Annotated in this window: 8 protein-coding genes; 7 read left to right on the top strand and 1 reads right to left on the bottom strand. The window is 73.2% G+C overall.

All coding sequences use genetic code 11. The features are described 5' to 3' along the window. Window positions 1-79: 79 nt before the first annotated feature. The 6 genes from ACFCXS_RS20840 (at window position 80) to ACFCXS_RS20865 (ending at window position 10,702) form a co-directional block, all read left to right on the top strand. Window positions 80-3,145 (top strand): SpoIIE family protein phosphatase, encoded by a 3,066-nt coding sequence (locus ACFCXS_RS20840; protein ID WP_376644829.1) that lies wholly within the window; start codon window positions 80-82, stop codon window positions 3,143-3,145. Window positions 3,146-3,237: 92 nt separating this feature from the next. Further along, window positions 3,238-4,788, top strand: coding sequence for a sugar ABC transporter ATP-binding protein (locus ACFCXS_RS20845; protein WP_376644830.1), 1,551 nt, complete (start codon window positions 3,238-3,240; stop codon window positions 4,786-4,788). Continuing rightward, on the top strand, window positions 4,785-5,843 hold the full coding sequence (locus ACFCXS_RS20850; RefSeq protein ID WP_376644831.1) for an ABC transporter permease: 1,059 nt from the start codon (window positions 4,785-4,787) through the stop codon (window positions 5,841-5,843). Before ACFCXS_RS20845 ends, ACFCXS_RS20850 begins: the two co-directional genes overlap by 4 nt. Window positions 5,844-5,888: 45 nt before the next feature. After that, window positions 5,889-7,511 (top strand): substrate-binding domain-containing protein, encoded by a 1,623-nt coding sequence (locus tag ACFCXS_RS20855; protein ID WP_376644832.1) that lies wholly within the window; start codon window positions 5,889-5,891, stop codon window positions 7,509-7,511. 131 nt (window positions 7,512-7,642) lie between these two features. Beyond that, window positions 7,643-9,046 carry a cytochrome P450 gene (locus tag ACFCXS_RS20860; RefSeq protein ID WP_376644833.1) on the top strand — a complete coding sequence of 468 codons (1,404 nt, stop codon included), beginning with the start codon at window positions 7,643-7,645 and terminating at the stop codon, window positions 9,044-9,046. 171 nt (window positions 9,047-9,217) lie between these two features. Next, window positions 9,218-10,702: an MFS transporter gene (locus ACFCXS_RS20865; protein ID WP_376644834.1), complete on the top strand. Its 1,485-nt coding sequence runs from the start codon at window positions 9,218-9,220 to the stop codon at window positions 10,700-10,702. Window positions 10,703-10,724: 22 nt separating this feature from the next. Here the strand turns inward: ACFCXS_RS20865 and ACFCXS_RS20870 are convergent, their stop codons facing one another. Then, on the bottom strand, window positions 10,725-11,816 hold the full coding sequence (locus ACFCXS_RS20870) for a GDSL-type esterase/lipase family protein (RefSeq protein WP_376644835.1): 1,092 nt from the start codon (window positions 11,814-11,816) through the stop codon (window positions 10,725-10,727). Window positions 11,817-12,059: 243 nt separating this feature from the next. On the opposite strand from ACFCXS_RS20870, the gene ACFCXS_RS20875 reads away from it, so the two are divergent. Next, complete coding sequence (locus ACFCXS_RS20875) at window positions 12,060-15,488, top strand: NACHT domain-containing protein (RefSeq protein ID WP_376644836.1); 3,429 nt, start codon at window positions 12,060-12,062, stop codon at window positions 15,486-15,488. Window positions 15,489-15,524: the final 36 nt, after the last annotated feature.

A 15,524-nucleotide genomic window follows, 5' to 3' on the forward strand; every position in this document is an offset into this window, starting at 1 on the left:
GCCCGTAATGCCCGTATCCTCATCAATGCCAGATTCTCTTCCGAGCAGCGGATTACCGCGGGCGCAAGTGAGGCGAAGCGTGGTTCGGTCCGGCGAGGAACCCAGGCCGGCGGGGCGTGCGACGGACGGCACGGGGCCCGCCAGTCTGCGCGAGCTGTTCCTCCAGGGCGAGCCCGTCGAGACGGGTGTGCGGGCGTCCATCCTGAACTCGTGGCAGCGCTGCCGGTCCCTGGGGCTGTCGCCGGAGACCTTCGACCTGCCGTACCGGGAGGACTTCGACGCGGGCGGCCGTATCGTCCGGGCGGCCGTGCCGGTGCTCGACCGGCTGCAGTCCGCGTTCGCCGGCAGCCAGGTCAACATCTCGGTCGCCGACGCGAACGGGACGGTCCTGCTGCGCCGCTTCGGGGACGCGTCGATGGCCCGGAGCCTCCCGGCCATCCAGGTCGTCCCGGGGTTCGTGTTCGCGGAGCAGGTCGCCGGTACCAACGGCATCGGACTGGCCCTCGCGGAACGGCAGCTCATCCGCGTCTACGGCGCCGAGCACTTCGCGCAGCGCTCCCAGCAGAACGCCTGTGTGGCGATGCCCGTCCGGGACCCCCTCAGCGGGCGCATCGAGGGCGTCCTGTGCCTCGGCTACCCGCGCGCCTTCGAGCGGCCCGCGCTGGGTGTCGCCATCCGCCGGGCTGCCGAGGGCATCGAGCGGCGGCTGCTGGGACAGAGTTCCGCGCGCGAGCAGGCCCTGCTGCGGACGTACCTGGCCACCGGAGCCGAGACCGCCGGTTCGCACCACGGCCTGGCGCTGGACGCGCTGGCGAACGACTTCCACCCCCGTGACCAGGCCATCCTCCGGGAGAAGGCCGCCGAGCTGATCTCCGGTGCGCAGCGCGGCGCCTCCGAGGTGACCCTGCCCGACGGCCGGCGGGTGACGCTGATGAGCCGTCCGGTGACGAGCGGCTCCGGGGTCCGGGGGTTCGCCATCGAGGCGCTGCTGCCGGACTTCCCGGCCGGGGAGCCGCTCGTCATACCGCACCAGACGGACGAGCCGGCCGGCCTCGGCGCCCCCGCCGTCACGCTCTCCCTTGCCCGCCCGGTGCTCACCCTGCCGGCCGGGCACGTCGCCGCGTCCCCGCGCCCGGGCGTGACGCCCGACGGGGACGGCGCGACGGCAGGCCCCGACGGCACCCACGGGCGCCGCGTGGCCGCAGGCGACGACGGGGCCGTCCCGGCGGACGGCGACCCGCCCCCCGCCGTGCCCGCAGCGGCGGACCACCCGCCGAGCACGGCCGCGCCCACCACGGCCGGTGGCGGCCGGCGTCGCGTCGAGCCGGAGGCGGGCGTCCCGAGCGGCGGGACCCCGGGCGTCGCCGAGCCCGACGGGGCCCTCGCCGCCGATGGTGGTGGCAGGAGCACCGGGGACGCGCGGCAGTCCGGGGAGGCCTTCCCGGCCCGGGGTCTGGTGATGCTGGGGGAGCCGCAGGTCGGGGCCTACGCCCTCGCGGCGAGGCGGCGTCTGGAGCTGCTGTCCGAGGCCAGCACCCGCATCGGCACCACCCTGGACGTGCGCCGCACCGCCGAGGAACTGGCCGAGACCGCGGTCCCCGGACTGGCCGACTTCGTCACCATCGACCTTCCCGACGCCGTGCTGCGCGGCGAGGAGTCCGCCGACCCCCTCGCCGACCTGCGCCGCACGGTCGTCCACGGCATCCGCGAGGGCCTGCCCTTCACACCGGCCGGCAAGCGCATCGACTTCGGGCCCGCCACCCCCCAGCTGCGCTGCCTCGACAGCGGCGAGGCCGTGCTGGAACCGGACCTGAAGGCCGCCGCGGGCTGGCTCGCCCAGGACCCCGAGCCCACCGCACGACTGCTGGCCCACGTCCACTCCCTCATCGCGGTGCCCCTGCTCGCCCGCGGCGTCGTCCTGGGTGTCGCCTGCTTCTACCGCGCGGGCGGCTCCTTCGGCGACGACGACCGCTCCCTCGCCCAGGAACTGGCCTCCCGCGCGGCCCTGTCCATCGACAACGCCCGGCGCTACACCCATGAACGCACCATGGTCCTGGCCCTCCAGCGCCGGCTCCTCCCGCACGGCCTGCCCGACCAGGACGCCGTCGAGGTCGCCCACCGCTACCTGCCTGCCGAGTCGGACGTGGGCGGCGACTGGTACGACGTCATCCCCCTGCCCGGGGCCCGCGTCGGTCTCCTCGTCGGCGACGTCGTCGGCCACGGCATGCTCTCCGCCGCCACCATGGGCCGGCTGCGCACCGCCGCCCGCAGCTTCGCCGAGCTCGACTTCCCGCCGGACGAGGTCCTCACCCACCTGGACAACCTCGTGGGCCGCCTCGACCGGGAGGACCCCGACGGCAAGGGCGCCGGCGTCATCGGCGCCACCTGCCTCTACGCCGTCTACGACTCGGCGGCCCAGACCTGTCTGATGGCCCGCGCCGGCCACCCGCCCCCCGCGCTCGTCCACCCCGACGGCACCGTGACCTACCCCGACCTGCCGGCCGGGCCTCCGCTGGGTCTCGGGGGTCTGCCCTTCGACGCCGTCGAGGTCGACCTGCCCGAGGGCAGCCAGGTCGTGCTGTACACCGACGGGCTCATCGAGGACCGGCACCGTGACGTCGACGTGGTCCTGGAGCAGCTGCGTGAGGCCCTGGCCCATCCAGGGCGCGCCCCCGAGGAGACCTGCCAGGCGGTTCTGGACACCGTGGCGCCCGCGCACCCGCACGACGACATCGCGCTGCTCGTCGCCCGCGTCCATGCCCTGGACCCGGGCCGGATCGCCGCCTGGGAGCTGTCCGCCGACCCGGCGCTCGTCGGCGAGGTCAGGGCGGCCGCCGTGCGGTGGCTGTCCGACCGGGGGCTGGAGGAGACCGCGTTCGCCGCGGAGCTGATCCTCAGCGAGCTGATCACCAACGCCGTCCGGCACGGCGCCGCGCCCATCCGGGTGCGGCTGTTGTACGGCCGGGCCCTGATCTGCGAGGTCTCCGACGCCAGCAACACAGCTCCGCACCTGCGCCGGGCGGCCAGTACGGACGAGGGCGGACGCGGCCTGTTCCTCGTCGCGCAGCTGTCGCAGAGCTGGGGCACGCGCTACCTGCCCGAGGGCAAGGTCATCTGGGCCGAGTGCGAGCTCGGTGCGGTGTGACGCGAAAAAACATCGGACGGAGGCCGGGGAGGCCGCGGGCCTTCGGACCCGTAGCAAGCCGAAAAATGCCCGGAATGCTGTAATTTGATCGAGTGCGCGACGCTCCCGACACGCCCCCGGAGACGGCTTCGCCCTTCGGGCCGGAACCCCTGGTCCGGATCCGCGGACTCAGCAAGCGGTTCGGCGGCACCGTGGCGCTGGCCGGGGCCGACCTCGACGTCCACCCCGGCAGCGTCCTGGCCCTCCTCGGCCCCAACGGCGCGGGTAAGTCCACCCTCATCAAGATCCTCGCCGGGGTCCACCACGCCGACACCGGTCAGGTCACCGTCGCGGGGGAACCCCTCGGCAGCCCCACCGCCACCCGTGCCATGTCCTTCATCCACCAGGACCTCGGTCTCGTGGAGTGGATGACGGTGGCCGAGAACATCGCCCTGACCACCGGGTACGGGCGCCGGTCAGGGCTGATCTCCTGGCGCCGCACCCGCGCTCGCTGCGTCGAGGCCCTGCGGATCGTCGCCGCGCACCTCGACCCCGACACGCCGGTGTCCGGCCTCGCGCCGGCCGACCGCTCCCTGGTGGCGATCGCCCGGGCCCTGGCCGCACGCGCGCGGCTCATCGTCCTCGACGAGCCGACCGCCCGCCTGCCCGCCGCGGACTGCGACCGGCTCTTCCGCGTCCTGCACGACCTGCGCGACCGCGGACACGCCCTCCTCTACGTCAGCCACCGCCTGGACGAGGTCTACCGGGTCGCCGACACCTTCGCCGTCCTGCGTGACGGCCGGGTCGTCAGCCACGGCCGGCTCGCCGAGCGCAGCCCCGCGCGTCTGGTCCACGACATCGTCGGCGAGGCGGACGAACCGGCCGCCCACCGCCGTGCCGGAACAGCGGCCGGCGCACCCCCCGTGCTGAGCCTCGACGGGGTGCGCACCGCCCGGACCGGGCCCGTGGCCCTCGAGGTCGCCGCCGGGGAGGTCCTCGGCCTGGTCGGCCTCTCCGACGCCGGGCACACGGACCTGGGCCGCGCCCTCGCCGGTGCCCGCCCCCTCCTGGGCGGGCGGGCCGTGCTGGACGGACGGCCGTACCGCCCCCGTACGGTCGCGGAGGCCGTCGCCCGCGGGGTCGGCCTGGTGCCGGGCGACCGGCTGCGGGAAGGCTGCCTCGCCGAGCTGACCGTACGGGAGAACCTGCTGGCCAATCCCCGGGCGGGAGGCCCGCCCGCACCGCGCTGGATCGGCCCCCGCGGCGAACGGGCCCGGGCCGCCGCCCTGATGGACCGCTTCTCGGTGCGCCCCCGCGACAGCGAGACGCCCATCGCCACGCTGTCCGGCGGCAACCAGCAGAAGGTCATGCTCGGCCGCTGGCTGCGGACGGACCTGCGGCTGCTGATCCTGGAGGAGCCGACCGCGAGCGTCGACGTCGGCGCCAAGGCCGCGATCCACCGCCTGCTCCACGAGGCGCTGGAGGCGGGCCTCGCGGTGCTGCTGCTGTCGACCGACTTCGAGGAGGTGGCGAGCGTGTGCCGGCGCACCCTGGTCTTCGTGCGCGGTTCCGTGACGGCCGAACTGAGCGGCCCCGCGCTCACCGTCGCCGGACTCACCCGGGCGGCCTCGGCCGTGCCCCCGTCCCCGGCCGGGCACCGGTGACGCCCCCGCCCCGGCCGCGGCGCCGGCCCGGCGGCCACCACATCGGCGCCTACGGCCTGCTCGCCCTCACCGCCCTGCTCTACCTGGCCTTCTCCCTCGCCCTGCCGGACACCTTCCCCACGCTGGACACCCTCGACTCGATCCTGTCCAACCAGTCGATCCCGGCCGTCCTCGCGCTCGCCGCCACGGTGCCCGTCGTCACCGGCGCGTTCGACCTCTCCATCGGCTACGGCCTGGGCCTGGCCCATGTGATGGTGCTGCAGCTCGTCGTCCGCGAGGGCTGGCCCTGGCCGCTCGCCTGCCTCACCGTGCTCGCCGGCGGGCTGGTCGTGGGCGTCCTCAACGGTGTCATCGTCGAGTTCGGCCGGATCGACTCCTTCATCGCCACCCTCGGCACCGGCAGCATGATGTACGCCGTGACCGGCTGGATCACCGACGGCGGCCGGATCGTCCCCGGCCCGCGGGGCCTGCCCCCCGGGTTCACCGACCTCTACGACTCCTCGTTCCTCGGCCTCCCCGTTCCCGCCTTCTACGTGCTCGCCCTCGCGGCCGCCCTCTGGCTGGTGCTGGAGCGCCTGCCGCTCGGCCGTTACCTGTATGTCGTGGGGTCGAACCCGCGCGCCGCCGACCTCGTCGGTATCCCGACCCGCAGGTACACCGTCTACGCGTTCGCCGCCTCGGGCCTGATCGTCGGCTTCGCCGGGGTGCTGCTCGCCGCCCAGCAGCAGATCGGCAACCCGAGCGTCGGCCTCGACTACCTGCTGCCCGCCTTCGTCGGCGCCCTCCTCGGCTCCACGGCGATCAAACCCGGCCGGCCCAACGCCCTCGGCACCGTCGTCGCCGTCGCCGTGCTCGCCGTCGGCCTCACCGGCATCGCGCAGCTGGGCGCCGAGTTCTGGACGGTCCCGCTGTTCAACGGCGGCACCCTGCTCATCGCCGTGGGCCTGGCCGGATACGCCGCCCGCCGCCGGCTGCGCGGCGGCGCGGCCCGCGACACGCCCGCCGCGCAGCCCCCGTCCTCTCCCGCGCGGGAGAGCGGCACGGCCCCGCCCTGACCCTCACGGCTCGCCCCACCGCGTCGACCCCTCACTGGAGCTCTCGTGCACCACACCCGCAAGGCCGCCCCCGCAGTCCGCGCCGCGCGGCTCGCCTCGTGCGCCCTGCTGGCCACGGTCGCCGTCCTCACCGGCTGCGAACGCGGCTCCTCCGGCGACGCCGACGAGAGCACCACGGGCCCGAGCGGCTGCCCCGCCGTCCACACCCGGGCCCGGGAAGCCGTCGCCCGGGCCGAGCGGACCGACATCCCCTGGGGCGGACCCACCAGCGGCCCTCGGGCGGTGTCCGGCAAGACCCTCGTCTTCGTCGCCCAGACCATGACGAACCCCGGTGTCGCGGGCGCGGCCGACGGGGTGCGCGACGCCGCACGCGCCATCGGCTGGAACGTCCGGGTGATCGACGGCGGCGGCACCCCGGCCGGTATCCAGGCGGCCATGAGCGAAGCCGTCGCCCTGCGGCCCTCGGGCATCGTCATCGGCGGGTTCGACCCCGACTCGACGGCCCAGCAGACCGCCCGGGCCAACGCCCAGCGCATCCCGCTGATCGGCTGGCACGCGGTCCCCGACCCCGGCCCGAGCCGCCGGCCCGACCTCTTCACCAACGTCACCACCCGCGTCCAGGACGTGGCCCGCATCAGCGCGCAGTGGATCATCTCGGACTCCGACGGCCGCGCCGGAGTCGTGCTCATCACCGACGCGTCGATCCCCTTCGCCCGCAACAAGTCCGACCTGATCCGCGAGGCCCTGGCCGACTGCGAGGGCGTGAGGCTGCTCTCGGTGCAGAACATCCCGATCCCCGACGCGAGCACCCGCACGCCCCGGGAGATCTCCTCCCTGCTCTCCCGCTTCCAGGATCGCTGGACCCACTCCGTGGCCATCAACGACCTGTACTTCGCCGACGCCGCCCCCGCCTTCCGTGCCGCCGGCGAGAAGGGCTCCGGCCCGCCCTTCAACATCGGGGCCGGCGACGGTGACCCGTCCGCCTTCCAGCGCGTCAACAGTGAGCAGTACCAGGCCGCCACCGTGCCCGAACCGCTGTCCCTCCAGGGCTGGCAGATCGTCGACGAGCTGCTCGACTCCGCGGGCAACGCCCGCCCGGGGCGCAAGGCCCTGGCCTGGCTTCAGTCCCACGACGTCGAGGTGCTGCTCGACTCCTTCATGTCGCCCGGCACGGAATTCGGCACCTACCGCGACGCCCGCGGCACGATCGTCGAGGCCGACCTGTCCTTCTGGGCGACCGGCACCACCCCCAACACGCTCTGGCTGCGCCTGGCCGGACACGGCGACTGGCTCAACGCGGCCGGCCGCGTGAAGGTCGACCGGACGCTCCGGGTGGAGGGCAGGCTGGACGTGTTCGCCGTCGGCGACGTGAACGACGTCAGCGAACTCAAGGTCACCCCCGCCGCCCTCGCCCAGGCCGACACCGCCGCCCACAACATCCGCAGCTACCTGCAGAGTTCCGGCAAGCATCGCAGGGAACCGCGCCTGTACCGCCCGACCCGGCGCAACCCGCTCATCGTGCCCTTCGGGTCCGCCGACGGACTGACCGTGCTGCCCGTGCCGGGCGGCGAGTCCGCCGTCCTCGGCAGCCGCACCACCACCCTGGCCAAGGCGAAGAGCCTCATGACGCCCTACATGCGCCGTCAGCTCGGATACACGGCCGCCTGACCCACCGGGCCGTCCTCACCACTCCACCCCCGGCCGTTACCCGCGAGTTCGGCCTGGGGTAGGGTCCCCACCGTTTCCGGCTACCGGCTGGTGGTGTGCCGGTACAGGGCGTGTCGGAAGGTGGCAAGAGGATGGAAACCCAGCGGGGTGACGGCGGATCCGTGGACCCGGACGGCCCGGGACTGGAGACGCTCGCTCCCGAACCGCTGCTGACCAGGGACTACGAGACACGTCCCGCGCTCGTGTACGAACGCCTGCGGCAGCAGCACGGCCCGGTCGCACCGGTCGACCTGCTGGGCGTGCCGGCCTGGCTGGTCCTCGGCTACCGGGAGTCGCTCCAGGTGCTCCAGGACGACGACGGCTGGCCCAAGGGACTGGAGAACTGGCGGGCCCGCACCGAAGGCAGGGTGCCCGCCGACTGGCCGCTCGGACCCTCCCTGGAGGTCAACCACATCCTGATCCAGGGCGGCCCCGGCTACCGGCCGCTGCGCACCGCGTGGGACGTCGCCCTCAAGCCCTTCCAGGACCCCCGCCACCCCCAGGCCAAGCGCCTGAAGTCCGCCGTCACCGCCTACGCCGACGAACTGATCACCCTCGTCGGGCAGGGCGGAAAGACGGGAGTGGCGGACCTGTCCGCGCAGTTCTCCCGGCCGCTGCCGCTGATGGTGGCCAGCCATCTGCTGGGCTTCCCCGGCTCGCAGGGCGACGACGCGCTGATGGACATGTGGCGCGTGCTCGACGCGGGCCAGGACGCCGAGGCCGCGCTGGAACGCCTGCTGGCGACACTGGCCGAACTCGCCGCGCTGAAGCTTCAGAAGCCGGGCGACGACTTCCCCTCCTACCTGCTGGCCGCCCACCCGGACCTCTCGCTCGACCAGCTCGCCCGCGAGTTGTTCATGCTGCTCGGCATGACCTCCGACCACGTCGGCATCCTCATCTCCAACACCGTCGTGGAGGTCATCTCGGGCGAGGGCAGCGTGCGCGCCAGCCTGTCCGCCGGCATGGTCAGGGAGAGCATGAACCGGGTCGTCATGCGCAAGCCGCCCCTGGTCAACTTCGTCCCGCGCTTCGCGGCCCGGGACACCCCCCTCGGCAACTACACGATCCGGGCCGGCGACCCCGTGTGGGTCTCCCCGGGCGCCGCCCATGCCGACCCGCTCTTCGCCGACCACGTCGCCTCGGGCACCACCATCAGCACCCGGGCCCACCTGTCCTGGGGAGCCGGGCCGCGTCAGTGCCCGGCGCGCGAGCTCGCCTCGGCGGTCGCGGCGGCCGGAGTGGGGCGCCTGTTCGAGCGGTTCGACCACCTCGACCTCGCCCTGCCCGCCGATCAACTGCCCTGGCGCTCCTCGCCGTTCATGCGCGGCCTGCGCTCCCTGCCCGTGCACTACGACCTCGCCTCCGCGCCGCCCCCGCGGCCGTGGGCGGACGACCCCGCACCCGGGGTGGCCGAGGAGGTTTTGCCGGACCCGTCCGCCCGGCAGCGCTCCTCGCTGTGGCGCTACCTGACGGGCCTCATCCGCGGCGGCCGCTGAGCTGCCGGGCCGACGAACCGCTGCCCCCGCACCGCCCGCGCCGGCGGAGATCGATTGGTGGGGTGTGGGGGCCGGACGTACGGTCGAACGGTGGACACCGCAGGCAGCAGCCCGCAGCCGGCTTCACCACGGACGACCACCACCACAGAACCCGGTGGTGGCGGAAGCACGATGGCACTGCTCGTCATCGCGTCGTGCCAGTTGATGGTGGTCCTCGACATCACCATCGTGAACATCGCGCTGCCGCACATCCAGAGCGCGCTGGACTTCTCCACCACCAGCCTGTCCTGGGTGGTCAACGCGTACACCCTCACCTTCGGCGGTCTGCTGCTGCTCGGCGGCCGGACCGGCGACATCCTCGGCCGACGGCGCGTCTTCATCTTCGGTGTGCTGCTCTTCGCGTTCGCCTCCCTGCTCGGCGGATTCGCCCAGAACTCCGGCCAACTCCTCGGCGCCCGCGCCCTGCAGGGTGTGGGCGGCGCCATCGCGTCCCCGACCTCGCTCGCCCTGATCAGCACCACCTTCCGCGAGGGGCCGGAACGCAACCGCGCCTTCGGGGTCTTCGCGGCGGTCTCGGCCGGCGGTGGCGCGATCGGCCTGCTCGCCGGCGGCATGCTGGTGGAGTGGCTGAACTGGCGGTGGGTGCTGTTCGTCAACGTGCCCATCGGCCTGCTCATCGTGCTCGCCACACCGCGCTTCATCAGGGAGTCCGAACGCCACCCCGGGCGCTTCGACATCGCCGGCGCGCTCACGTCCACCGCGGGCATGGTGCTGCTCGTCTACGGCTTCATCAGAGCCGCGCAGGAAGGCTGGCGTGACGCTCTGACCCTCGCCTCGTTCGCCGGGGCGGTCGTGGTCCTGGCGGCCTTCATCATGATCGAGCGGCGATCGAAACAGCCCATCACGCCGCTGCACATGTTCGCCGACCGCAACCGTGCGGGCACGTACGGCATCATGCTGTGCCTGGCCGCCGCCATCTTCGGCATGTTCTTCTTCCTCACGCTCTTCGTGCAGGACGTGCTCGGGTTCAGCCCGCTCGCGGCCGGACTCGCCTTCCTGCCGGTCAGCGCGGTCATCGCCGTCGGAGCCGGACTGGCCTCGCGGTTCCTGCCCGTCTACGGTCCCAAGCCGTTCATGGTGGTGGGCGCCATCCTGGCAGCGGCCGGCCTGGCCTGGCTGACCCTGACCGACGTTCACTCCACGTACGCCGGCAGCGTCCTCGGGCCGATGCTCGTCTTCAGTCTGGGCATGGGCATGGAGTTCGTGTCACTGACCCTCATGGCGCTGTCCAACGTGCCCACACCGGAGACCGGTGCGGCCTCCGGCCTCCTCAACGCCACGCAGCAGGTCGGCGGCTCCCTCGGCCTGTCCATCCTCGTCACGATGTTCGGCACGGCCAGCACCAACGAGGCGAACGAGCAGATCCCGGACTTCCTCCGGCAGGCGACCCCGGCCGAACGCGTCCGCTTCGAACAGACCGGGCAAGTGCCCAAACCCTGGTCCGACGAGATCCTCACCTCCGGTGTCTCGGCCGCCTTCATCATGGCGGCGATCTTCACCGCGGTGGCCGCGCTGATCGCCCTGGTCGTCATCCAGGTCCGCCCCTCCGACCTGGAACGCCTCAAGGGGGGAGGAGCGGGCCCCGGCCCGATGTGAGGCCCGCCCCGGTCAGGTTCGGCTAAGACCCGATCCGCGCCGCGATGACCGGCGCCAGCCGGTCGGCGACGACCCGGTGTCCCCGGTCGTTGGGGTGCACGGAGTCCGTCAGATCGCCCGACCCCAGCCACCCGGTCGTGTCGACGAAGGAGACCCGGGAGTCTCCACCGGCGACGGCGGCCTTCACCGCGGCCTCGGTCTGCGGGACGAACCGCCCGCGGAACGTCTCCAGTGCGAAGATCCACGCCTGCGGATAGGCGGCCCGCACCTTGCGCAGCAGACTGGTGTACGCCGACTGGAACTGCGCCGAGCTCACCCCGTGCCCGACGTCGTTGGTGCCGAGGTTGACGACGACGGCGTCGGCCCGGTAGCGGGAGAAGTTCCAGTCGGGCGTCGCCGCGTTCGGGTTGAGCTTGGTGAACTGCCGCTCCAGCCCCACGCACCCGTCCGCCGCGGCCACCAGACACGCCCCGCCCTGCGCTATCTGCGTGTGCTCGACGCCCAACCGCTCCCCGATCAGCCAGCCGTAGGCGGTACGGGCGTTCTGCGAGCTCGTCGTGCCCACGGTGATCGAGTCGCCGACGAACTCGACCAGCCTGGCCGGGGCCGGCGGCGCGAACGTCGTCGCGCCGCTGTCCAGGACCAGCCCCTGGAAGACGGCGTCACCCTTGTACGACCCCGCCACCACCTGGTAGTTGACCTGGAGGGTGTGGTTGCCGGGGGAGAGGGCCGTCGGGGTCAGGTTCACCGTCCCCTTGACGTCGTCGAAGAACCGCACGGGGCCGTTGTCGATCCGTGCCCACAGGTCGATCGTGCCGCGCTGCTTCAGCTTGACCGTCCGGCCGGTGAATCCGGCCCGGTAGTACGCGCCCGCCCAGTACGGGGTGTAGGCGGTGGAGGAGCTGGTGGTGTCCCAGCGGCCGACGAACTTGATGTTCGGGTCGCCGGGCTGTCCGGGAGCGGCCGCCCTCACCGTGGTGCCGGTGAGTCCGGTCGGCACCGCGGCGGCCTGCGCGGGCGGGCCGCCGGCCCAGACGAGCAGGCAGGCCATGAGCACGGCCGCGAGAAGGGCCTGCAGGGCGTGTCTCGGGAAGGTGTGGGGGGAGTTCTGCACGGGGTTCCCTTCACGTGGGGGATGACTGGGAGCGCTCCCATAGGCAGCCATTCGAGGGAAGCAGTGAAACGGTTCAGCGTCAAGCGCCCGGCCGTTGAGGGGAGTCGAGGGGGGAAGCACCCGGCTGCCGCTCGCGAGGCCCGGGCACCGTACGGCCGGGTGGCGGGTGCCCGCGGCGCTTCCGTCGGGTGAATCCCGGGCCGCCCGTGCCACAAACACCCTGTACGGCGGAAGCCTCACAGGGTGAGCGAAGGAGGACCACCCCACCGGCGGCTCGGGCGAGTGCTGCGCGACGCGCTCGGGGTCCGCGGCGCCCTGCACCGGCACCGGCTGATGCGGCAGGGCTACGACCGGACCAGGACCTGGCGGGTCCGCAAGGGCGGCGCATACGTGGCACTGCTCGTGCTGACGTTCACCGGCGCACTGCTCCTGCTGTTCCTGGCCGTCACGGCCCTCGTCAGCCTGCCGCAGGACAGGGGCTTCACATCACCCGTCCGGTGGGTCGACCAGCAGTGCAAGTACCCCGACGGCTTCAGTTGCTCTGTCCTGCAGTCGCTCTTCATGCCCTTCCTCACCCTCGCCCTGGCCACCGTCACCTACCTGTTCTTCCGCTTCAGACACGTACGCCGGGCGTACGTGCGCAAGGCACTGGTGGATCCCCACGAACTCGTGGAGACCGCGGGCGGCCTCTTCGGCAGGGTCGTCGGCCGCGACCAGCTCTGCGCCGTCCTCATGGAGGACCTGCGCGACCGCCGCTTCCGCCGTACCCACGTCGTCGTCGGCGGCATCGGCACCGGCAAGACCGCGCTGGTGGTGCTGCTGACCCAGCGGCTCGCCGAGCGCGGAGCCGTGCCCGTGCCGCTGCGGCTGCGCGCCGCCGACAGCAGACTGGACTTCCGTGAGCTGGCCTTCGAGCGCTTCTGCCAGGAGGTGCAGGGCACCATCCGCTCCGGCGCGGAAGCGGAGAAGGTGTGGCGGCGGCTGAGCCAGCAGGGCCGGATCGTGGTCCTCGCGGACGGGCTGGACGAAGCGCTCACCACGCAAGCCCTGACGGAGGAGCGCGACACCATCATCCGGCTCGCCATCCGCCGCGCCAACGAGGAGGGCCTGCCGCTGATCATCACCTCCCGGCCGCACGACTCGCTGCGCGGCATGGAGGCCTCCCTCACCGAACTGGAGCCGCTGAGCGAGGAGGCCGCCCTCACCTACATCTCGTCCGGGGGCGCCGGGGAGGACCGCCAGCGGCTGGACTGGATCGTCGAGCGGGCCGGCATCGCGGAGGCCCCGACCTATCTGGAGATCGCGGCCGAACTGCACGAGCAGGGCCTGCTGGAGCGCGCCCTCAGCGTCCCCACCGAGGAAGAGGCGGTGGAGACCAGGGGTGGTGACCGGGCATCCTTGCGGTTCCATCTGTTCGAGACCTGGCTGAGCGCCCTCATCAGCGGCCGCTTCCGGCCGCACCTGCCGCTCTCCCCGGACGAGCGCCGCTCGACCGTCCACTACCTGTCCGCGCTCGCGTGCGTGGGACTCGCCCTCGACACCTCCGAGGTGCGGTTCACCGACGTCGTCGACGAGCAGGACCCGGCCCGCTCCCGCTTCCCCGAGATCGTCCGCGAACTGGCCCGCAGGGTCGGCGACAGCGGCATCGACCTCAGGCTCGCCGCCCACTGGGGTGCCCGGATGGAGCTGGTCGAGCTCGGCGGGGACCGCGTCCGCTTCCAGCACAGCGTGATCCAGGCCCAGCTGGGCGCCCGCTTCCTGAACGCCGTGATCCACCCCGACGTCCCGGACGAACCCCGCGAGGGGTCCTTCTTCCCGGCGGCCCTGCGCAGTCCGGGCCGGGAGCTGCTGATCGCCATGGTGCTGCACTCCCGCCTGCCGGACGGCGCGTGCGTCCACGACGAGCCGGGCGCGACGGGCCCGGACGGGACCTGCTGGTGCCCGGTGAGCGCCGCCCGCGACCTTCTGATGGTGGCCGCCTGCCAGGCTCAGACGGCCCGCACCTCCGGACACGACAACGACGACAAGCAGGAGGTGCGCCCCCTCTTCGGCCGCACCCTGCACAGCAAGGCCCTGGAGCTCTACGCGGCGGCCCTGGAGATCGACAGCGTCGACGCCCAGCCCGAGCAGCACCTGATCGCCATGCGGCTGTGCACCTCCTGGCCCGAGCTGCGGGCCCGCGACCCGCACACCCTGCAGACCGCCAAGGCCCTCCTCGTGACCAGGTTCGGCGAGGCCATGCGCGGGGTCGCCCAGCGCCAGACGCTCCGGCCCGCCTACCTGGAACTGTTCGAGATCGCGCGCCTGGAGCCCTCGTACGCCGTCCGTCTCGCCATCGCGCAGGAGATCGGCGCCGGCGGCGACCTCGCCTTCGAGGCGCTCCAGCCCAGACTGCGCGGACCGCAGGTGGTGGAGAGCGGGCGCGTGGAGCGGGAATCCGACTGGACGGAGGAGATCTGGGGCAGCCAGCAGCCCGAGGTCGTCGGTGAGCGCGAGAGCCGGCGCCGACGGCACGGCGAGGGCCAGGTCGCCCGAATGAAAAGGGAACTGAAGGAGCGTGAGCAGCAGCGGCGTCAGGAGCGCAGGCGGGAGCGCGAGGACCGCGAGGCCGAGGAACGGCAGTGGCGGGACAACACCCTGTGCGCCTGGCTGGTCCCGCTGCTCGTCGGTTCGGTCACCACCCACCGGCACCAGGACACGCCGTACGCCTTCCTGGAGAGCTGGGTGCGCCGCGTCGGTATCCCCGAGGACAGCCCGGACGCGCGCTCCGGACTCGACCTCCACGTGGAGGTGGCACTCGCACAGGGCTTCAAGTACGCGGCGAACCGGCGGCACCGTCATCCGCACGCCCGCTCCGAAGCCCGCGAGTACCTCAGCGAGCAGGCCTGGGACATGCTCAAGCGCACCCGCTTCTGGTTCACCCGCCTGACACTGCTCCACGCGCTGACCCTCTGGGACCTGCCCGACGGCGCCACGACCTCCCGCCCCTCCAGCGGCCACGGTTCCGACCCGGCCCAGCAGGTCCGTCAGTGGCTGGCCCGGCCCGACGGCGAGCCGGAGCACCCCTTCGTGACGGCGGCCGGGAAGCTGTGCGTGTGGGCGCTCGAGACCCGGCAGCCCGAACGGTTCCTGTGGGTCGACGAGTCGGGCGTCGCCGCGCACGTCGGCTCCCAGACGTCCCGTGGGGAGGCTCGCAAGCACAACCTCTGGATCCCGCCCTCCACCGGCTGGAGCGCCCTCCACCCGAGCGCGCAGCAGCTCCTCGCCGACGTGCTGCTGCTGCTCAACCTGGCGGAGCGCGGCGACTGGCCCACCGACCGCATCCGCCGCCTGCAGCACACCGCCCGACCCGACCTGCCGCCCTGCCTCACCCAGGACCGCAGCCCGCTCGACCCGGGCCGCACCACCGTCCGCACGGCGTCCTCCCAGGCGGGCTCCAACTGCCGCGACGACTGTGCCTTCGAACTGTGCCCCTACCCGCCCAAGGGCCTCGACGGCCAGCGCGTCGAACTCGGCGAGGCCTTCTGCCGCGCCCAGGCCACTCTCCTGTCCCACTCCCGCTCCGGCCTGCACCCCAAGGCGCACTGGCAACGCCGCACGAGCACCGCGGAGTTGCGGGCGTTCTGGGAGTCGATGGGGTATCGGGCGCAGCACAATGCGCGGACGCGGTGAAACGGGCACCCGCGCGGCGCGGAGTCGTCCGGGCGT

It is taken from the genome of Streptomyces sp. NPDC056373 (assembly GCF_042262425.1).
Lineage (GTDB): Bacteria > Actinomycetota > Actinomycetes > Streptomycetales > Streptomycetaceae > Streptomyces.